Origin of the sequence: Neobacillus drentensis NBRC 102427, assembly GCF_001591445.1 — a bacterium.
Taxonomy (GTDB): domain Bacteria; phylum Bacillota; class Bacilli; order Bacillales; family Cytobacillaceae; genus Neobacillus; species Neobacillus drentensis.
Genome location: NZ_BCUX01000049.1, coordinates 16,853 through 36,904 on the forward strand (window position 1 = coordinate 16,853; position 20,052 = coordinate 36,904).

Genomic DNA, 20,052 nt, shown 5'->3' on the forward strand with positions numbered 1-20,052 from the left:
TTACTCATGCGATTGGATAAATTTTTAAAAGTATCGCGCTTAATCAAAAGAAGGACTTTGGCAAAAGAAGTATCCGACCAAGGAAGAATCGAAATTAATGGGAAAGAGGCAAAGGCGAGTTCAACGGTGAAAGTCGGCGATGAATTAACGATTCGCCTTGGGCAAAGAAAAGTTACTGCTCGGATTGACCGTATCCAGGATACAACCCGTAAAGAAGAAGCGGGAGAGATGTATACGATTATTAATGAAGAAAGAATTGGCCAATCAGAATTTCCATTCTAGTAACCAGGTTCTAATTTTTAAATCCCTCACATAAATATGTATCAAAAAGGTTGTACAAATGATTGTGGGGGATGTTAATGAACCAGTACTATGATAATAATCCAACAAAAAGCAGCGTTCCAGACCATGATGTCATCATGAGAGGCAGAAAGCTTCTTGAGATTACCGGTGTCAAACAAGTGGAAAGTTTTGATAATGAAGAATTTTTATTAGAAACATCGATGGGATTTTTAGCAATCAAAGGACAAAATCTGCAAATGAAAAATCTCGATGTGGAAAAGGGGATTGTTTCAATTAAGGGGAAAATTTTCGATTTAGTCTACCTTGATGAGCAGCATGGGGAGAAAGCTAAAGGGTTCTTTAGTAAGTTATTCCGATGACCCTCTCAACTCAATTTATAACATTGCTTTCGATGATTGGAATGGGGTCATTATTTGGCGCTATGTTCGATACCTATCAACGGTTTTTAAATCGGCCGAAAAGAAAGCAGTGGATTGTCTTTTTTAATGATTTATTATTTTGGATCATCCAAGCAGTGATTATTTTTTACACGTTATTTTTAGTGAATAATGGGGAACTAAGATTTTATATCTTTCTCGCGCTTCTTTGTGGATTTGCCGCCTATCAGAGTTTATTTAAAGGGACTTACCTTCACTTGCTTGAGCTGACAATAAAAACAATCCTTGCTGTCAGCCGTTTTATTAAAAAAATGTTTCAACTCTTGATTTATAAACCAATCGTGGGTCTTATTCAGCTGGTTATTGTCATTATCATTGCAATTGGCAGAGCCCTTTTAACCCTTATCAAATTTATTGGCAAGGTTTTACTCTTGATTTTGAAAATAATCTTTGTACCGTTACAAAAAATTGTGTTGATTTTTTGGAAACTTTTGCCGAAAAGTCTTAAAAAATCCGTCGAGAAGTTATATAATAAAACGGCAGGAAATTTTCACAAAATCAGGAATTATATAAGTAAGTTGTTTAATAGATGGAAAAAACCAAAAGAGTAAGGCGGTGAGGGGAATGGGAGCAGAACAAAAGAAAAGTGTCTCTAAGATACAGACGACGTATGTTAAACAGCAGGAGTATGCAGAAATTGCCTCAGCTAGGAAAAAGAAGTTATTAGTAAGGCGATTGGCGATGTTTTTGGCACTGGCCAGTATTCTCTCCTATTTAATGATCTCCAGTAACATTGCCCAAACTGCTAAGCTCAGTGCTAAAATGGCCCAAAAGAAGGAACTAACTCACCAGCTAACGGAGTTAAAGAATGAGCGAGATATTCTGAATGAAAATATTATTAAATTAAATGACGATGATTATATTGCGAAGTTAGCTAGGAAAGAATATTTCTTCTCAAAAAAAAATGAAGTTATTTTTAATATTCCTGATGAAAAAACGGGGAAATGAACCAATTTGTAGCCATATTGACACTGTTTTTTTTCTTTTTGTATAATATAGAGTAATATTGATTTCTTATACTTTTAAGGAGGAACATTCTTTTTATGTCAATTGAAGTAGGCAGCAAGTTACAGGGGAAGGTAACAGGAATAACTAAGTTTGGTGCGTTTGTGGAGCTGCCGGAGGGCTCAACAGGACTCGTGCACATCAGCGAGGTTGCTGACAATTACGTCAAAGATATTAATGACCATTTAAAGGTTGGCGACCAAGTGGAGGTAAAAGTCCTCAATGTTGAGAAGGATGGAAAAATTGGACTGTCGATTAAAAAGGCGAAGGATCGACCGGAGTCGCAGCAACGATCTTATTCAAACTCAAACTCACAACGTCCACGCCAGGGTAGAAACAACGATCGCAATAATTTTAAGCCAGAAAATTTTGAAACCAAAATGGCAAAATTTTTAAAAGATAGCGAGGATCGTTTATCTTCCTTAAAACGGAGCACAGAGTCCAAGCGCGGAGGAAGAGGAGCTAAGCGGGGGTAACTTGCTGCTAACTTATAAGGATGCTTCACTCAATATCATAAATAGAAGACAGGCCGAAATGGCCTGTCTTTTTTGCTGTTCAAATAATGGCAGTGGTAAGAGTAATTATTGATTTATTAGCAAAGTTGATTGGAGCGGAAGGCGCGAAGACTCCTGCGGGAGGCTCCCCGGACCGCCCGCGGAAAGCGAAGCGCCTGGAGCGGAAATCAACAGCCAAGTTTAATAGAGCCTGACACTCTACGACACTAATTAATATTAATTGAATGATTATAGTGAAAACAGTCGAACGATTTTTAAAGCCTGTTCACTAATTTGACAAACTTTTCTGACTATTAATTTTATAATAGTCTGAACAGTGAAAGAATAGGGAGTGTGATTTATGGAAAAGACAAATGCTAGTTTCATAGAACCAGTCAGAGAAGTTAATCTGCATTCATCCAAATGGGCTTTGCAAAATGGATTGAAAAAATTTCAACTAATGCTAGAGTCCTTTTTCATAAAAAAGGGATACTTGTTATTATTGGTTGGCTTTTTACTTGGACGGGCTTTGATTTTGGCAAAACTAACTCCTTTTTGCCTACCCTTTTTTGCCTCCGTGTATTTAATTAAGCGAGATCGGGCACCGCTTGCCCTGATCGGACTAATTATTGGAGCAGTAACTATTTCACTCACAAATGCGGCCTTTACCTTTATAATTACCATTTTATTTATGATAGTCTTTAGAATTTGTAAGAAATGGATCATCAATGATATGAAATGGACGCCTTTTATTGTCGCTATTGTCCTTGGACTCGGAAAATTGGCGGAAGCGTTTATTCTTTCAAGACAATTGACACTCTATGATTTAATGATGGTCGGGGTCCAAACCAGTCTTGCGTTTATTTTGACGCTCATCTTTCTCCAAAGTATTCCATTGTTAACCTTTAACAAACGGAGACAATTGTTAAAAACAGAAGAAATCGTTTGTCTGATTATCATGCTTGCTTCAATTATGACGGGGACAATTGGCTGGAAGGTTTATGACCTGTCGATTGAGCATATCATGTCGAGATACTTAGTATTGGTATTTTCGTTTATCGCCGGGGCAACAGTTGGCTCCACTGTTGGGGTCGTCACGGGGTTGATATTTAGTCTGGCGAGTGTCTCTAGTTTTTACCATATGAGCCTGCTTGCTTTTTCTGGTGTCTTGGGGGGATTGATGAAGGAAGGGAAAAAAATTGGTGTTTCCATCGGTTTATTTATCGCTACGCTTCTAATTGGCATGTATGGGGAAGGCGGCGGTTCCATCCAGCTTACGGTATTGGAGACAGCGGCAGCCATCTTTCTATTCCTCTTAACACCTCAGGTATTAACTTCTCGATTAGCAAAGTATATCCCTGGTACACCGGAATACACAGCGGAGCAACAAAAATATATGCGTAAAATGCGCGATGTTACGGCACAGCGGGTGTCACAGTTCTCTAGCGTCTTCCATGCCCTGTCCAAAAGCTTTTCACAAATGGAAAGTCAACCGAAGGAAGATGAAAGTGATCGGGAAATGGATTACTTTATGAGTAACGTTACTGAAAAAACCTGCCAAACCTGCTTTAAGAAGGATCAATGCTGGGCAAATAATTTTAATACAACCTATGCCTATATGGAAGAAATTATTCATGAAATGGATCAAAACGATGGAAATGTTTCTCCTAAACTATCCCGTGAGTGGGAAAAGATATGTACCCGTTCAAAACGAGTGTATGAATCGATTGGACAAGAATTAACGTTTTTTCAAGCCAATCAGAAGTTGAAAAAGCAAGTTCGGGAAAGCCGCAGGCTGGTTGCTGAACAATTGTTAGGTGTGTCCGAAGTAATGGATAATTTCGCAAAAGAAATTCAACGGGAACGAGAAAACCACCACAAGCAGGAAGAACAAATTATGGAGGCAATGCAATCGTTCGGAATCCATATTGAACAAGTGGAGATCTATAGCCTTGAGCAAGGAAATGTCGATATTGAGATGTCTTTACCGTTTTGCGATGGCCATGGTGAATGTGACAAATTAATTGCTCCGATGCTATCTGATATTCTGGGGGAAACGATTGTTGTAAATAAGGAAGAATGTGCAACTTATTCGAATGACTTTTGTCATGTGACATTCCGGTCCTCCAAGGCATATACGGTAGAGACAGGTATTGCCCATGCGGCTAAGGACGGCGGGCTGGTGTCGGGAGACAGTTATTCGACGATTGAACTTGGATTAGGGAAATATGCAATTGCCATTAGTGATGGAATGGGAAATGGTGAAAGGGCTCATTACGAAAGTAAAGAAACACTGCTTCTTTTACAAAAAATTCTCCAATCAGGGATTGAAGAAAAGGTAGCGATTAAATCAGTTAACTCCATTCTCTCACTTCGGACGACGGATGAAATTTTTTCTACATTAGATTTAGCGATGATTGACCTGCAAAATGCTTCAACCAAATTTCTTAAAATTGGTTCAACACCGAGCTTTATTAAAAGAGGGAATAAGATTATTAAAATCCAGGCAAGTAATCTGCCAATAGGTATGATTCAGGAATTTGAAGTGGACGTGGTCAGTGAACAGCTAAAAGCTGGGGATCTCTTGATTATGATGAGCGATGGGGTGTTTGAAGGTCCGTTGCATGTTGAGAATTATGATTTATGGATGAAAAGAAAATTACAAGGACTAGAAACAGATAATCCGCAGGAGGTAGCTGATTTAATTTTAGAAGAAGTGATCCGGTCGAGATCGGAAATCATTCATGATGACATGACCGTGACCGTAGCAAAAATTAAACATAATACGCCAAAGTGGGCGTCCATTCCTGTTCAAAAATTAAAGCGTCAGGCGTAAACAAGTTATTTTATGCCATCTCCCTTTAAAATATGTATAAATCATTTACATCCCGTCGAAAATGGTACCAATACATGTTGTGGAGGGAGAAGGTTATGTATACAGGGAAAATACGTCAAATTTTACTGATTACTGATGGATGTTCCAATCAAGGGGACGATCCAATTGTTATGGCTGCACTAGCAAAAGAACAGGGAATCACCGTTAATGTAATCGGTGTGATGGAACAGGATACGATTGACGAAAAAGGAATAGCTGAAATTGACGGGATTGCGATGTCAGGCGGTGGCGTCAGTCAGATTGTCTATGCTCAGCAACTCTCGCAAACCGTTCAAATGGTCACTCGTAAAGCGATGAACCAAACCATTCAAGGAGTGGTCAACCGTGAATTGCAGCAAATTCTAGGACGTTCACAAACCATGGAAGACCTTCCCCCCGAGAAACGCGGGGAAGTGATGGAGGTTGTCGATGAATTAGGAGAAACTGTCGAATTAGAGGTGTTGATTCTTGTCGATACAAGTGCAAGTATGAAACACAAACTTCCGACCGTGAAGGAAGCACTGCTTGACCTCTCTCTAAGCTTGAACGCTCGAACAGGTGATAATCAATTTTCGGTCTATGTATTTCCCGGGAAAAAGAAAGATGTCGAAAAATTGCTGGATTGGACACCAAAACTGCAAACATTGACAAGCGTATTCTCCCAGCTGTCAACTGGTGGAATTACGCCGACAGGGCCAGCGTTACGGACCGCATTATCCTCATTTGAAGAAAAACAATCCTTAAGGAGCCTGCTTTCACGTGATGATGAATCATACTTTGAAGAGTCAATGTAGGGTAAGCCCGGGGACAGTCATTACAGGAAAGTGGCATTCAAAGGAGTATACGATTATAAAGGAACTTGGATTTGGAGCAAACGGGGTGGTTTACCTTGCCAAGCATAAGAACACACAAGTCGCTTTAAAAATGAGTGACAATGGGATGTCGGTCACTTCCGAGGTAAATGTTTTAAAATCCTTAGCAAAGGTCCAGGGACCCCCAACCCTTGGGCCTTCTTTGCTTGATGTCGACGATTGGCAGAGTAATCGCGGACGCATTTCTTTTTATGTGATGGAATATATTCAGGGTCCTGACTTTCTCTCCTTTTTACAACAAAAGGGAAAATCATGGACCAGTGTTTTATTCTTACAGCTTTTAAATGATTTAGACAAACTTCATGAAAATGGCTGGGTATTTGGTGACTTAAAGCCTGAAAACCTAATAGTCACAGGACCTCCGCCAAAAGTAAGATGTATTGACGTCGGCGGCACGACAATTCAAGGAAGAGCGATTAAGGAATTCACTGAATTCTATGACCGTGGGTATTGGGGATTAGGCTCTAGGAAGGCTGAGCGGACCTATGACCTGTTTGCGGTGGCGATGATTATGATTAATACCGCCTATCCAAAAAGGCTGACGAAAACCAGTGGAGGAATCTCTCAATTAAAAGAGGCCATCCGGCAAAAACCAGAGCTAGTAGTGTGGGAAAAGGTCATCCTAAAAGCTCTTCAAGGCCAATATGGCAGCGCGAAACAAATGAGAGCTGAATTATTAGATCTAATGGTCGATAAAAAAGCAGCAGATCCGCTCATAAAGCCTAATAGTGCACGCCAGCCTGCTCAAAAACAGCCGCCCCGAAAGGACTCAAACGCGAACCAGCCTGTAACACGGCAGCACTATCGGAAAAAGAAGAAAAAGAGCGGCTGGATGGAATTTTGGTTAATAGCCCTCGTGTTAGGCCTTTTATATGCCTGGTACACGTTCAATAAATTATTATAAAGGTTGAAACTATTTCTTAGGTCATCCGTATAAGAAGAAAGGTAATTTTATAAGTAGTTATTTAAGCGGATAATTAGGAAAATTTTCTAAGCAATTTGTAATGCCAATGCTTTGATAGTTTATTCTTAATAGTGGTAGACTAATGTTATTCTTAACGTTTTGAAGTTCTAAACTTTGTTTTAAGGAAGATGCAATCATATGTTGGAAACTAAGGTTAAGGCCTTTCTTACTCACCAGACATTCAGTTTAACATCTAAAAAGATGGTCATTGGTGTTTCGGGAGGGCCGGATTCGCTGGCACTTCTTCACTTTTTGCTTGCGGAAAAAGAGAAACAGAATATGCGCCTCGTTGTTGCCCATGTAGACCATATGTTTCGTGGTCAAGAGTCCTATGAGGATGCGATGTTCGTTAAAGATTTTTGTGAACAGAATAGCATCTCGTTTGAAATGACTCGGATTAATGTGCCGGAAATTATCAGGAGTACGGGTAAAAGTTCACAAATTGCTGCAAGAGATGTAAGGTATGAGTTTTTTTCGAAGATTATGGAAAAGTATCAGTATCCTTGGTTAGCACTTGCTCATCACGGTGATGATCAAATGGAAACGATGCTAATGAGATTAACGAGGGGCAGTACGGGCATGGCTCGTGCAGGTATACCATTTTCACGGCCATTTGCAAGTGGAACGATTTTCCGTCCGTTTTTGGGACTGGAAAGGGATGATATACAGGAATATTGCCAAAAGCATAGACTTAGCCCGCGAATGGACCCGAGTAATGAGAAAGGGATCTATAGCAGGAATCGATTTCGCAAAGAAGTTGTCCCTTTTTTAAAAAAGGAAAATCCACATGTCCATGAACAATTTCAACGATTTAGTGAGGAAATAACAAGTGATGAAACTTTTCTTCAGGAATTAACAGGACAACGAATGAATAAAGTAATCACTGAAAAAGAAGAAGACAAAATTACCATTGACATTATTAGCTTTCTTGAAATGCCTTTACCTTTACAAAGAAGAGGGATTCATCTAATATTAAACTATCTTTACAAAGAAAAACCTGCTTCTTTATCTGCAGTACATATCGATCAAATATTTTCCATAGTTCATCATTCTCAACCATCAGGTCAACTTAATTTTCCTAATGGATTACACGTTTTTCGTTCCTATCATTCCCTTTCATTCCAATTTCAACCGAATGAAGGTGAATCCTATCATTTTAAAATGACAGGGCCTGGAATGATTGTATTGCCGAATGGAGGGGAAATTAGAGCTGAGTATATTGAGAGAGAAATTCCAACAACAGATTCAAATACGGCATTGTTTAAAGTAAGCAGCATGAAGTGGCCCATTATAATCCGTTCTAGAAAAATAGGCGATCGGATGTCAATAAAGGGAATGCAAGGGTCAAAAAAGTTAAAATCAATATTCATTGATCAGAAAGTACCAGTTCAGGAACGTAATATGTGGCCTGTACTAACCGACAAAGAAGGTTCTATTATCTGGCTTCCAGGTTTAAAAAAATCTTCATTTGAAGGTATAGATTTTGCAGCTGAAAAATATATACTATTCACATATCAAAAGTAGTATCTTCTAGGGGGCACAATTAGAATGAAACAGGATATCGAAAAAGTGTTAGTTACAGAAGAAGAGATTCAAACGAAAATCCGCGAGCTGGCAGCACAGTTAACGGAAGAGTATCAGGATAAATTTCCACTTGCTATTGGTGTTCTAAAAGGTGCGATGCCATTTATGGGGGATTTATTAAAACGAATGGATTGCTATCTTGAAATGGATTTTATGGATGTTTCAAGCTATGGAACAGGGTTTGTTTCTTCCGGTGAAGTGAAAATTCTCAAAGACTTAGATACATCTGTCGAAGGAAGAGACATTCTCATTATTGAAGATATTATCGATAGCGGTTTAACCCTTAGTTATTTGGTTGACCTATTTAAATATCGTAAGGCAAAGTCAATCAAGATTGTGACATTGCTGGATAAACCGACAGGTAGAAAAAGTGCCATTAAGGCTGATTATGTTGGTTTTATTGTCCCAGATGAGTTTGTTGTCGGTTATGGCTTGGATTATATTGAAAAATATCGAAACCTTCCATATATCGGTGTCTTAAAACCTGAAGTATACAGCAATAATCTCTAGACTTACTTATCAGCTCATTCCTAAAGTAACAATATATAACCTTACGAATGAGTGTAATTCCTTGAATTTGTAAGATTTTTTATGATACCATTTAGTATAGTTTGCCTATCGTGGGAGGAGGTAAGAGATGAATCGGATATTCCGTAATACCATCTTTTATTTATTGATATTTTTAGTCATTATTGGCGTGGTAAGTTTCTTTAATGGAAGTAATGAGACGACCGATCATATTTCATATGATAAGTTTGTTACCCAATTAGACAAAGGCGAAGTAAAGTCGTTCACAATGCAGCCTGAACGAGGTGTTTATGAAGTTCGTGGTGTGCTTAAAGCGAAAAGTAAACAACAATTCATAACTTATGTTCCAAATAGTGAAGAAATTATTAACAAAATTAATAAAGCTGATTCAAAAGTTGAAGTAATGCCTGCAAAGGAAACAAGCGGTTGGGTGACTTTCTTTACCTCAATTATTCCGTTTGTGATTATCTTTATTTTATTCTTCTTCTTATTAAACCAAGCCCAAGGCGGCGGCAGTCGTGTGATGAACTTTGGTAAATCCAAGGCGAAGCTTTATAACGATGATAAGAAAAAGGTTCGTTTTAGAGATGTGGCAGGTGCTGATGAAGAAAAGGCAGAATTAGTGGAAGTAGTCGAATTCTTAAAGGACCCTCGGAAATATGCTGAACTGGGTGCCCGTATTCCAAAAGGAGTGCTTTTAGTAGGTCCTCCGGGTACTGGTAAAACCTTGCTTGCACGAGCAACTGCAGGTGAAGCAGGCGTTCCGTTTTTCTCGATAAGCGGTTCGGACTTCGTTGAGATGTTTGTCGGGGTCGGTGCTTCCCGTGTACGTGATTTATTTGAAAACGCCAAGAAAAATGCACCTTGTATTATTTTTATTGATGAAATTGATGCAGTTGGACGTCAACGTGGTGCCGGTTTAGGCGGCGGACACGATGAACGTGAGCAAACCTTGAACCAATTGCTTGTTGAGATGGATGGATTTGGCGCTAATGAAGGAATTATCATTATTGCAGCTACAAACCGTGCCGATATTCTGGATCCAGCCCTTTTACGTCCAGGCCGTTTTGACCGACAAATTACCGTTGATCGTCCCGATGTTATCGGACGTGAAGCTGTTCTTAAAGTTCATGCACGTAATAAGCCGTTAGATGAGTCGGTAAACTTAAAGAATATTGCGATGCGTACACCTGGATTCTCTGGTGCAGACCTAGAAAACTTATTGAATGAGGCGGCGTTAGTGGCTGCCAGAAGCAGTAAGAAGAAAATCGATATGGAAGATATTGATGAGGCAACAGACCGTGTTATTGCCGGTCCGGCTAAGAAGAGCAGGGTTATTTCTGAAAAAGAACGTAATATTGTTGCTTTCCATGAAGGCGGACATACGGTCATCGGTTTAGTACTAGATGAAGCAGATATGGTCCACAAGGTTACAATCGTACCGCGTGGGCAGGCAGGTGGATATGCCGTTATGCTTCCTAGAGAAGACCGTTACTTTATGACGAAGCCTGAGTTACTTGATAAAATTGTTGGATTACTCGGTGGACGTGTGGCGGAAGAGATTGTCTTTGGCGAAGTTAGTACAGGAGCCCATAACGATTTCCAACGTGCTACAGGAATTGCCCGTAAGATGGTAACTGAATATGGGATGAGCGATAAACTTGGACCACTTCAGTTTGGTCAAGGTTCAGGCGGTCAGGTGTTCTTAGGTCGTGACATTCATAATGAACAAAATTATTCCGATGCGATTGCGTATGAGATTGATTTAGAAGTTCAAAGAATTATCAAGGAATGTTATGCAAGAGCTAAAGTGATTCTCACTGAAAATCGTGATAAGCTGGATCTGATTGCTAATACACTACTTGAAGTAGAGACGTTGGTTGCAGAACAGATTAAATATCTGATTGACCATGGCCATATGCCAGCGCCTAATGTCGCTTTAGAAGCCGTTAAAATCGGTCCGAAAAAAGTAGAAGACGTGAAGGTTAATATTAGTACGAAAAAGGATGAGGTTGAGCCGCTTAACCCTTCTGATGACGAAACTAAATTATAATAGCAGGATAAAGGGTGCTTCTCTGAAGCACTCTTTTTTTAGGCTAGCTCCAGGCCATACGCTGCTGAACAGGGCGCTTGCGCTTTTCTTTTTTATCAATAAACATTTTTATGTTATTATGTTTTCAGTATAGAAGAGAATAATCTGAAAAGTGAGTGATAGATGTGATTTTCGTATTTGATGTAGGGAATACCAATATTGTTCTGGGTGTTTATGATAGAGAGGAGCTTAAATATCATTGGCGTGTTGAAACGAATCGAAACCGTACGGAAGATGAGTTTGGAATGAACATTAAAGCATTGTTTGATCATGCGGGCCTCTCTTTTTCAGATATTGACGGGATTATTATTTCCTCTGTGGTCCCACCGATTATGTTTGCGCTCGAAAGAATGTGCCAAAAGTATTTTCATGTGAAGCCGTTCGTGGTCGGGCCGGGAATAAAAACGGGTCTAAATATTAAATATGAAAATCCAAGAGAAGTTGGTGCAGATCGTATTGTCAATGCCGTTGCGGCTATTCATGAATATGGAAGTCCACTGATTATCGTCGATTTTGGAACAGCGACTACTTATTGCTATGTGAATGAGGATCGTCAATATATGGGTGGAGCAATTGCCCCAGGAGTCGGCATTTCGACAGAGGCCCTTTATTCAAGGGCATCCAAACTGCCAAGAATTGAAATTACCCGCCCAGAAGCAGTCATCGGCAAAAATACAGTGGCAGCCATGCAGGCAGGAATTGTCTATGGATACGTAGGTCAAGTTGAGGGGATTGTCAAGCGGATGATGGATCAAAGTGAGAAGAAGCCTACCGTAATTGCGACAGGTGGACTAGCCAGTTTAATTGCCCAAGAATCAACAATTATTGATGTGGTCGATCCGTTTTTAACTTTAAAAGGCTTACAGCTTATCTATAAGAGAAACGTGGATATCCTAAGGAATAACAGCTAGAAAGGGGTTTACAAATGAAGGATTATCTTGTAAAAGCACTTGCCTATGATGGCAATATTCGAGCCTATGCCGTTCGTACAACCGAAACAGTAAGTGAGGCACAAAGACGGCATCAAACCTGGCGGACCGCTTCAGCTGCCCTTGGCCGCACGTTGACCGCAGGGGTAATGATGGGGGCTATGTTAAAGGGTGATGATAAATTAACGATTAAGATCAATGGCGGCGGACCGCTGGGCCCTATGGTCGTTGATAGTAACGCTAAGGGTGAGGTTCGTGGCTATGTAACCAATCCGGAGGTTGATTTTGAATCAACGGAACATGGCAAGCTTGATGTCCGCCGCGCGGTCGGCACGGAAGGAACTTTGGCGGTCGTTAAGGATGTCGGGATGCGTGACTTTTTTTCCGGGCAGGTTCCATTGGTTTCAGGTGAATTAGGGGAGGACTTTACTTATTATTTTGCCACCTCTGAGCAGGTTCCGTCGTCAGTAGGTGTCGGTGTGTTAGTGAATCCCGATGATACGATATTAGCCGCAGGCGGATTTATTTTTCAATTGATGCCAGGTACACCTGACCCAATCATTTCAAAACTTGAAGAGCGTTTACAGACGATTGAGCCTATTTCCAAATTAATTGAACGAGGTTTAACACCGGAACAAATCCTAGGAGAACTTTTTGGAAGCGAGCAAGTAAAGATCTTAGAAACCATGCCGGTGGGATTTGAATGTAATTGCTCGAAAGACCGTTTTGCGAATGCGATTGTTGGTTTAGGTGCTGCGGAGATTGAGGAAATGATTGAAGAAGATGGACAGGCCGAGGCTCATTGTCACTTTTGCAATGAAAAGTACCTCTTTTCACGTGATGAATTAGAAGAACTCAAAAAGGATGCAAGATAAATAGGTGTTTGTTCTTTTTGATTGGGGGAGAGAGTTTGGGGAGGAAGCAGTTATGGACGGTTATTGCGGCCCTAATATTGGTAAATTGCCTAACGCTCGCCTTTTTTCTATCCAAGGTAAATCTGGCAGGCGGAGCAGAAGATAAAGAGACAGTAGCGACAGTCAGGGGAAAAACAATCATAAGAAAAGAATGGCTTAATGAACTAGAAGCTAGATATGGGAAAGATGTTCTAAAAGATATGGTCGATCAGAAGGTTATCGAAGAAATGGCTGCAAAATATAGAATCAAGATATCCAATCAGGATGTTGAGCGAGAATTTAGAATGCTGAAGGCCACATATAATTCGTTCGGTAAGCAAAATCTCAAGAATGAGAAAAGGTTGAAGGAACAAATCCGGACCAATCTCCTGTTAGAGGAACTTTTAACAAAAGATGTGAAAGTTTCAAACGATGAATTAGAGAGTTATTATCAAAAAAATAAAGAACTTTTTAATGTCCCTGCTGCTTATCACTTATCACACATCGTTGTAGGTACGAAGGAAGAAGCAGACCAGACGATACAAGAGTTAGCAGAGGGTTCGAATTTTTCAACGTTAGCGATGGAACGATCGATCGATGAATTTTCCGCAAATGAAGGCGGAGATATCGGATACATTAGCGAACAAGATGAAAGATACCCACTTGAATATATTCAAATAGCTAAGGAATTAAAGACGGGGGCATACAGTCAGCCGATTAACGTTGAACAAGGTTATGCCATCCTTAAGTTGGAAGAGAAAATAACTGGACGGAACTATGCCTTTAAGGATGTGAAAGAGCCAATTCGCCGTCAAATGGCGCTTGAAAAAATGAATTCTCCTGTATCTGCCGCTACTTTTTGGGATGATGCTAAGGTGGATTGGATTTACGGAAAATAAGGATATTAAAACACAGGAGATACTTCTGTGTTTTTCCTTTACAACATTTGAAATATTGGAAAAATACCAAAACAAAACAATTGACAAACACAGTATAATACTGGTAAATTTAATAATATAATAAATCCAATCAACTTACTCGGAATAGGGGTGCTCTTTATGGTACGTGTTGCAAATTCAGTGGCCGAATTAGTCGGTCAAACGCCAATTGTTAAATTAAACAGATTAGTAGATGAAAATAGTGCAGAGGTTTATTTAAAGCTTGAGTATTTCAATCCCGGCAGTAGTGTCAAGGATCGTATCGCTTTAGCTATGATTGAAGCGGCAGAAGAGCAAGGCTTAATCAAACCAGGTGTCGATACTATTATTGAACCTACAAGCGGAAATACAGGAATTGGCCTTGCAATGATTGCTGCAGCAAAAGGTTACAAAGCTGTGTTTGTAATGCCTGAAACGATGAGTTTAGAAAGACGGAATCTCCTTCGTGCTTACGGTGCAGAACTTGTGTTAACACCTGGTCCAGCTGGCATGAAGGGCGCTATTACTAAGGCAGAAGAGCTAGTTCAGGAACATGGTTATTTCTTGCCGCAACAATTTAAGAACGAAGCAAATCCTGAAGTTCATAGAAGAACAACAGGTAAAGAAATTGTTGAACAAATGGATCAATTAGATGGTTTTGTTTCAGGAATCGGAACTGGTGGAACCATTACTGGTGCAGGCGAAGTCCTCCGTGGGAAGTTTCCAAATGTGAAAATTTATGCAGTTGAACCAGTTGATTCACCTGTATTATCTGGCGGCAAACCAGGTCCTCATAAAATTCAAGGTATTGGTGCAGGGTTTGTACCTGATACACTGGATACGAATATTTATGATGAAATTATTCAAGTTGGAACGGAAGAAGCATTTGCTGCAGCTAGACGTGTAGCTAGAGAAGAAGGTATCCTTGGGGGCATTTCTTCAGGAGCAGCTATACACGTAGCGTTAAAGGTTGCAAAGGAACTAGGAAAAGGTAAAAAGGTCCTTGCGATTATTCCTGATAATGGTGAACGTTATTTAAGTACTGCGCTTTACCAATATGATGCTGAATAAAAATTGAGAGGCGTTGGCGATTGCCGATGCTTCTTTTTTTGTGGAAAAGAGTCGGAGCGCCGCATAAGCAAGTCGAGACTCTTGCATGTTTTTTTGTAAACTATTTATATTTTCATGTATGATAAAAAGAGTGAAAAAAGGCTGCATAGGAGGAATTGATATGAGCACAACTCAAGAACAAATTCAATGTGGACCATATACTTTAGATTTCAGTAAAAAAACCATGATAATGGGCATTTTAAATGCAACTCCAGATTCCTTTTCAGATGGCGGTAAGTTCAATGAAATAGAAAATGCCGTTAAACGTGCAAAAGAAATGGTGGCAAATGGTGCAGATATTATTGATATCGGCGGGGAATCGACACGCCCTGGATTTGCGGCTGTCCCGGTCGAGGAAGAATTAGAGCGTGTGATTCCAATAATTCGGGCGATCACAGAACATGTTCAGGTACCGATATCCATTGATACGTATAAGGCAGAAGTGGCCAAACAGGCCATAGAAGCAGGTGCCCATATTATCAATGATGTATGGGGGGCAAAGGCCGATGAAAATATGGGACGAGTGGCAGCTGACTATGATGTTCCCATCGTGCTTATGCATAATCGTCATAATCGAGACTACAAGGTTTTTATGAGAGATGTCATCAATGACCTCTATGAAAGTATTGCGATTGTAAAAAATGCAGGGGTAAAGGATGAGAGGATTATCGTTGACCCGGGGATTGGGTTTGCAAGAGATTATCAAGAAAATCTACTAACCATGCAGAATTTAGATACGTTTGTCAAACTGGGCTATCCAGTTTTATTAGGTACTTCCCGAAAGACAATGATTGGACAAGCGTTGGACCTGCCTGTTCATGAAAGAATGGAAGGTACCGGAGCAACGATTTGTTATGGAATTCAAAAGGGTTGTCACATTATTCGTGTTCATGATGTCAAGGAAATGAGCAGAATGGCAAAAATGATGGATGCCCTAATAGGAAAGGGTGAAACAATTGGATAAAATCTATATCAATCGGATGGAATTTTACGGATACCATGGAGTTTTCCCGGAAGAGAACCGATTGGGGCAGCGATTTGCTGTCGATTTAGCCGTGTCCCTTGATTTAAAAAAAGCCGGTGAAACAGATGAACTGGAGCATTCTGTCAACTACGCTGAGCTCTATCAAATATCTAAAGACATAGTCGAGGGTCCACCCTATAAGCTAGTCGAAGCCGTGGCAGAAAATATTGCTGCTCTGGTTTTGAAAAGGTTTGGTCACATTTCCGAGGTTACCGTCAAGGTAATAAAGCCTGATCCGCCGATTCCGGGTCATTACAATTCGGTTGCAGTAGAAATTACAAGGAGAAGATAAAAGTGGAAAACACAGCATTTATTGCCCTTGGTTCGAATATCGGAGACCGTTATGATAATATAACGAGTGCAATCGACCAATTAGTAAGTTATTCTGACATTCATTTGGTAAATTACTCCTCCATTTATGAAACAGATCCTGTTGGTTATGAAGACCAAGATTTATTTTTGAATATGGTAATTGAGATTCAAACGGGGTTAACTGCAATGGAGTTATTAGAATTATGCTTAAAAACCGAATTGGAACTTGGAAGAAAAAGGGGAATCAGGTGGGGGCCGCGCACAATTGACCTTGACATTCTCACCTTTAACCAAGAAAATATTGAAAGCGAGAAGTTGATTGTTCCGCATCCTAGGATGTTAGAGCGGGCATTTGTAATCATTCCACTTTTAGAAATAACTCATGACAGCCAATTTTTAAAGATAAATCAATTGCTTGAATCATCATTAGAAGAATTACCTAACAAAGAAGGAGTCCGAATATGGAAGCGGAAAAATGGGGAAGACGTATTCGAGCCTATCGAAAGCTAAAAGGCTATACACAAGAAAGCTTTTCGAGGGAACTAGGTGTATCTGTATCAATTTTAGGCGAAATTGAAAGAGGAAACCGCCTGCCAGCAGGTGATTTGCTTGAAAGGATCGCTTCTTCACTAAAAATTAGTGTAGATGATTTAGCGCCTAAAGAATAAGCTGATTCTCGTTTAGCGCAGTGGTTGATGCTGGCACTTTGCAATTATAGTTTGAAAGAAATAAAGAGACCAAAGAGGAGGTCGTTTGCGCGTGTTGAAAATTGGAAATATTGAGATGAAGAATCCTGTCGTATTGGCACCAATGGCAGGTGTTTGTAACTCCGCATTCCGACTAACTGTTAAAGAGTTTGGTGCAGGGTTAGTCTGTGCGGAAATGGTAAGTGATAAAGGTATCGTTAATAAGAATGAAAAGACGATGAATATGCTTTACATCGATGAGCGTGAAAAACCGCTTAGTTTGCAAATTTTTGGCGGCGAGAGGGAAACCCTTGTCGAAGCAGCCAAATTTGTTGATAAGAATACCAATGCTGATATTATCGATATTAATATGGGTTGTCCTGTTCCAAAAATCACAAAATGCGATGCGGGAGCAAAGTGGCTTCTTGATCCAAATAAAATCTACGAGATGGTTTCTGCAGTGGTTGCAGAAGTGGAAAAGCCAGTAACTGTAAAAATGCGGATGGGCTGGGATGAGCAGCATATTTATGCGGTGAAAAATGCCCAGGCAGTAGAACGTGCTGGAGGAAAAGCTGTATCACTCCATGGTCGTACACGTGTTCAAATGTATGAGGGAAAAGCGAACTGGGATATCATCCGTGAAGTAAAGCAAAACCTAAACATTCCGTTGATTGGAAACGGCGATGTCCAGACCCCTCAGGATGCGAAACGGATGCTCGAGGAAACAGGTGTGGATGGGGTAATGATAGGAAGAGCGGCATTAGGAGATCCTTGGATGATTTATCGCACCGTTCAATATTTAGAATCAGGGATATTAATGCCTGAACCGACCGTTAGAGAAAAGATAGATGTTTGTATCCTTCATTTAGACCGCTTAATCGCACTTAAAAATGAGAATATAGCTGTTCGTGAAATGCGTAAGCATGCGGCATGGTATTTAAAAGGGGTACGCGGCAATGCAAATGCTCGTAATGCCATTAATGATTGTCTTTCTAGAGATCACTTAGTGACAATATTAAATGATTTAGTTTTAGAAGTTGAGGAAAAAGAACAAGGACAGCTAATTGTAGGGTGAATTTGACATTTCGTTTGTCACTTTCTATACTATTATTGATACTGCCAGTAGATTACTGGCAGTTTTTTTATATATATAAACATTTTTGATGTCTGAGATGGCAAGTTTGTGTAAAATAATAAAGTATGCAAAAAAAATGTAACTATTAGTGGGTTTACATAATTAAGAAATTTAATGGAGTTGATCGTAATGAGTCAGGAAGAATTAAATGACCAAATGAAAGTTAGACGGGAAAAAATGAATGCAATGCGAGAAGATGGGTTAGATCCATTCGGTAAGAGGTTTGAACGTTCTCATAGCACTATCGAATTGATTGAGCAATATGGAAATATGGAGAATGAAGAGCTAGAAGTTAAAAATATAAGTGTTACTCTTGCAGGGCGGGTCATGACCAAGCGGGGAAAAGGGAAAGCTGGTTTCGCTCATATCCAAGATCTAACAGGTCAAATTCAAGTTTACGTAAGGCAAGATGCAGTAGGAGAAGAGCGGTATAAAATTTTCAATTCTACTGATTTAGGCGATATTGTTGGAGTAGTTGGAAGTTTATTTGTTACAAAAATGGGAGAGTTCTCAATAAAAGTAACTAACTTTGTGTTTTTAACAAAGGCACTCCGTCCATTACCAGATAAATTCCACGGACTTAAGGATGTGGAACAACGCTACCGTCAGCGTTATTTGGATTTAATCATGAGTCAGGAAAGTAAGGCGACTTTTATTTCAAGAAGCCGTATCATTCAATCGATGCGTCGCTACTTAGATGACCACGGTTATTTAGAGGTTGAAACACCGATGATGCATTCTATCGCTGGTGGAGCATCAGCACGTCCCTTTATTACACACCATAATGCGCTTGATATGCCGTTGTTTATGAGGATTGCCATTGAGCTTCATTTAAAGCGGTTAATTGTTGGCGGACTGGAAAAGGTTTATGAAATTGGCCGTGTATTCCGGAACGAAGGTGTCTCAACCCGTCATAATCCAGAGTTCACCATGATTGAGCTTTATGAAGCCTATGCAGATTATCGTGATATTATGAGTCTAACTGAGAATTTAGTAGCTCACATTGCTCAAGAAGTAGTGGGTTCTACTACTATTCAATATGGCGAATATGAAGTAGACCTTAAACCTGAGTGGAAAAGACTTCATATGGTTGATGCGATTAAAGAATACACTGGTGCAGATTTCTGGAAAGAGATGAGTGTAGAAGAGGCTCGCGATCTTGCTAAGGAACATGGTGTTGAAATAAATGACAATATGCTTTATGGTCACATTGTTAATGAATTCTTTGAGCAAAAGGTAGAAGAAAAGCTAATCCAGCCAACCTTTATTTACGGTCATCCAGTGGAGATTTCGCCGCTTGCGAAGAAAAATGATGACGATTCAAGGTTTACAGATCGTTTTGAATTATTCATCGTAGCACGTGAACATGCGAATGCGTTTACCGAGCTTAATGATCCAATTGATCAAAGAGAACGTTTCGAAGCGCAACTAAAAGAACGTGAACAAGGAAATGACGAGGCCCATATGATGGATGAAGACTTCGTTGAAGCGCTAGAGTATGGTATGCCGCCTACAGGAGGATTAGGAATCGGAATAGACCGTTTGGTTATGCTGCTTACTAATTCACCATCTATCCGTGATGTCCTATTATTTCCGCTCATGCGTCATAAATAAGAGTTTTAAAAAGTGCCGGGGCTACTGGCACTTTTTTTAATGAAAACAGGAAAGAAGAGTTAGAATATTATTACTTTGAATTTTCCATGAAAAAACAAAAAATACTATTGCACTAGGTCTTTAATGGTGGTATATTAATATCTGTTGCTGCGAGACAGTGACAGTGAGAAAAAAAGAAGTTAAAAAAAGTTATTGACTTTCGGTTGATAACTTGGTAAGATAATAAAGTCGCTTTTGAGCGATAAAGAAATTGTTCTTTGAAAACTAAACAAATAAGA

22 protein-coding genes are annotated in these 20,052 nt (G+C 39.8%); all 22 read left to right on the forward strand.

Annotated elements, in window-relative coordinates:
• The first annotated feature begins 6 nt into the window (after window positions 1-6).
• The 22 genes from BDR01S_RS19285 to lysS all read left to right on the forward strand — a co-directional run bounded on the left by BDR01S_RS19285 (window position 7) and on the right by lysS (window position 19,774).
• Window positions 7-282 (forward strand): RNA-binding S4 domain-containing protein, encoded by a 276-nt coding sequence (locus tag BDR01S_RS19285; protein WP_066249273.1) that lies wholly within the window; start codon window positions 7-9, stop codon window positions 280-282.
• A 77-nt stretch (window positions 283-359) separates the two neighbouring features.
• Window positions 360-662: a sporulation protein YabP gene (yabP, locus tag BDR01S_RS19290; RefSeq protein ID WP_066249276.1), complete on the forward strand. Its 303-nt coding sequence runs from the start codon at window positions 360-362 to the stop codon at window positions 660-662.
• Window positions 659-1,291, forward strand: a complete 633-nt coding sequence (gene yabQ / locus BDR01S_RS19295; RefSeq protein ID WP_066249279.1) for a spore cortex biosynthesis protein YabQ — start codon at window positions 659-661, stop codon at window positions 1,289-1,291. Before yabP ends, yabQ begins: the two co-directional genes overlap by 4 nt.
• A 13-nt stretch (window positions 1,292-1,304) precedes the next feature.
• The gene (locus BDR01S_RS19300; RefSeq protein ID WP_066249281.1) at window positions 1,305-1,688 is read left to right on the forward strand and encodes an FtsB family cell division protein; all 384 of its coding nucleotides are present in this window, start codon (window positions 1,305-1,307) and stop codon (window positions 1,686-1,688) included.
• Window positions 1,689-1,783: 95 nt separating this feature from the next.
• A complete protein-coding gene (locus tag BDR01S_RS19305; RefSeq protein WP_066249284.1) occupies window positions 1,784-2,221 on the forward strand; it encodes a S1 domain-containing RNA-binding protein in 438 nt (145 codons plus the stop codon).
• 86 nt (window positions 2,222-2,307) lie between these two features.
• Entirely contained in the window at window positions 2,308-2,454 is a 147-nt protein-coding gene (locus BDR01S_RS25465; protein ID WP_157406212.1) for a hypothetical protein, read from the forward strand.
• Between the two features lie 146 nt (window positions 2,455-2,600).
• Window positions 2,601-5,075, forward strand: a complete 2,475-nt coding sequence (gene spoIIE / locus BDR01S_RS19310; protein ID WP_066249287.1) for a stage II sporulation protein E — start codon at window positions 2,601-2,603, stop codon at window positions 5,073-5,075.
• Window positions 5,076-5,170: 95 nt separating this feature from the next.
• On the forward strand, window positions 5,171-5,908 hold the full coding sequence (locus tag BDR01S_RS19315) for a vWA domain-containing protein (RefSeq protein ID WP_066249289.1): 738 nt from the start codon (window positions 5,171-5,173) through the stop codon (window positions 5,906-5,908).
• Window positions 5,877-6,890 carry a serine/threonine protein kinase PrkT gene (gene prkT, locus BDR01S_RS19320; protein ID WP_066249292.1) on the forward strand — a complete coding sequence of 338 codons (1,014 nt, stop codon included), beginning with the start codon at window positions 5,877-5,879 and terminating at the stop codon, window positions 6,888-6,890. Before BDR01S_RS19315 ends, prkT begins: the two co-directional genes overlap by 32 nt.
• A gap of 198 nt (window positions 6,891-7,088) precedes the next feature.
• The gene (gene tilS / locus BDR01S_RS19325; protein WP_082797505.1) at window positions 7,089-8,474 is read left to right on the forward strand and encodes a tRNA lysidine(34) synthetase TilS; all 1,386 of its coding nucleotides are present in this window, start codon (window positions 7,089-7,091) and stop codon (window positions 8,472-8,474) included.
• 24 nt (window positions 8,475-8,498) lie between these two features.
• Complete coding sequence (gene hpt, locus BDR01S_RS19330) at window positions 8,499-9,044, forward strand: hypoxanthine phosphoribosyltransferase (protein WP_066249295.1); 546 nt, start codon at window positions 8,499-8,501, stop codon at window positions 9,042-9,044.
• A 127-nt stretch (window positions 9,045-9,171) separates the two neighbouring features.
• The gene (ftsH, locus tag BDR01S_RS19335) at window positions 9,172-11,115 is read left to right on the forward strand and encodes an ATP-dependent zinc metalloprotease FtsH (RefSeq protein ID WP_066249300.1); all 1,944 of its coding nucleotides are present in this window, start codon (window positions 9,172-9,174) and stop codon (window positions 11,113-11,115) included.
• A gap of 164 nt (window positions 11,116-11,279) precedes the next feature.
• Complete coding sequence (locus BDR01S_RS19340) at window positions 11,280-12,065, forward strand: type III pantothenate kinase (RefSeq protein WP_066249302.1); 786 nt, start codon at window positions 11,280-11,282, stop codon at window positions 12,063-12,065.
• A gap of 14 nt (window positions 12,066-12,079) precedes the next feature.
• Complete coding sequence (gene hslO / locus BDR01S_RS19345) at window positions 12,080-12,958, forward strand: Hsp33 family molecular chaperone HslO (protein WP_066249305.1); 879 nt, start codon at window positions 12,080-12,082, stop codon at window positions 12,956-12,958.
• A gap of 35 nt (window positions 12,959-12,993) precedes the next feature.
• A complete protein-coding gene (locus BDR01S_RS19350; RefSeq protein ID WP_066249307.1) occupies window positions 12,994-13,875 on the forward strand; it encodes a peptidyl-prolyl cis-trans isomerase in 882 nt (293 codons plus the stop codon).
• Window positions 13,876-14,034: 159 nt separating this feature from the next.
• Window positions 14,035-14,964: a cysteine synthase A gene (cysK, locus tag BDR01S_RS19355; RefSeq protein ID WP_066249309.1), complete on the forward strand. Its 930-nt coding sequence runs from the start codon at window positions 14,035-14,037 to the stop codon at window positions 14,962-14,964.
• Between the two features lie 160 nt (window positions 14,965-15,124).
• On the forward strand, window positions 15,125-15,967 hold the full coding sequence (folP, locus tag BDR01S_RS19360) for a dihydropteroate synthase (RefSeq protein WP_066249311.1): 843 nt from the start codon (window positions 15,125-15,127) through the stop codon (window positions 15,965-15,967).
• On the forward strand, window positions 15,960-16,319 hold the full coding sequence (gene folB, locus BDR01S_RS19365) for a dihydroneopterin aldolase (RefSeq protein ID WP_066249313.1): 360 nt from the start codon (window positions 15,960-15,962) through the stop codon (window positions 16,317-16,319). The genes folP and folB overlap by 8 nt, the downstream gene beginning before the upstream one ends.
• Before the next feature lie 2 nt (window positions 16,320-16,321).
• Window positions 16,322-16,849, forward strand: a complete 528-nt coding sequence (folK, locus tag BDR01S_RS19370; RefSeq protein WP_066249317.1) for a 2-amino-4-hydroxy-6-hydroxymethyldihydropteridine diphosphokinase — start codon at window positions 16,322-16,324, stop codon at window positions 16,847-16,849.
• Window positions 16,801-17,007, forward strand: a complete 207-nt coding sequence (locus BDR01S_RS19375; RefSeq protein ID WP_066249318.1) for a helix-turn-helix domain-containing protein — start codon at window positions 16,801-16,803, stop codon at window positions 17,005-17,007. The genes folK and BDR01S_RS19375 overlap by 49 nt, the downstream gene beginning before the upstream one ends.
• A 91-nt stretch (window positions 17,008-17,098) precedes the next feature.
• Window positions 17,099-18,100 (forward strand): tRNA dihydrouridine synthase DusB, encoded by a 1,002-nt coding sequence (gene dusB / locus BDR01S_RS19380; protein ID WP_066249321.1) that lies wholly within the window; start codon window positions 17,099-17,101, stop codon window positions 18,098-18,100.
• Window positions 18,101-18,289: 189 nt separating this feature from the next.
• Window positions 18,290-19,774, forward strand: coding sequence for a lysine--tRNA ligase (lysS, locus tag BDR01S_RS19385; protein ID WP_066249324.1), 1,485 nt, complete (start codon window positions 18,290-18,292; stop codon window positions 19,772-19,774).
• The last annotated feature ends 278 nt before the right edge of the window (window positions 19,775-20,052 follow it).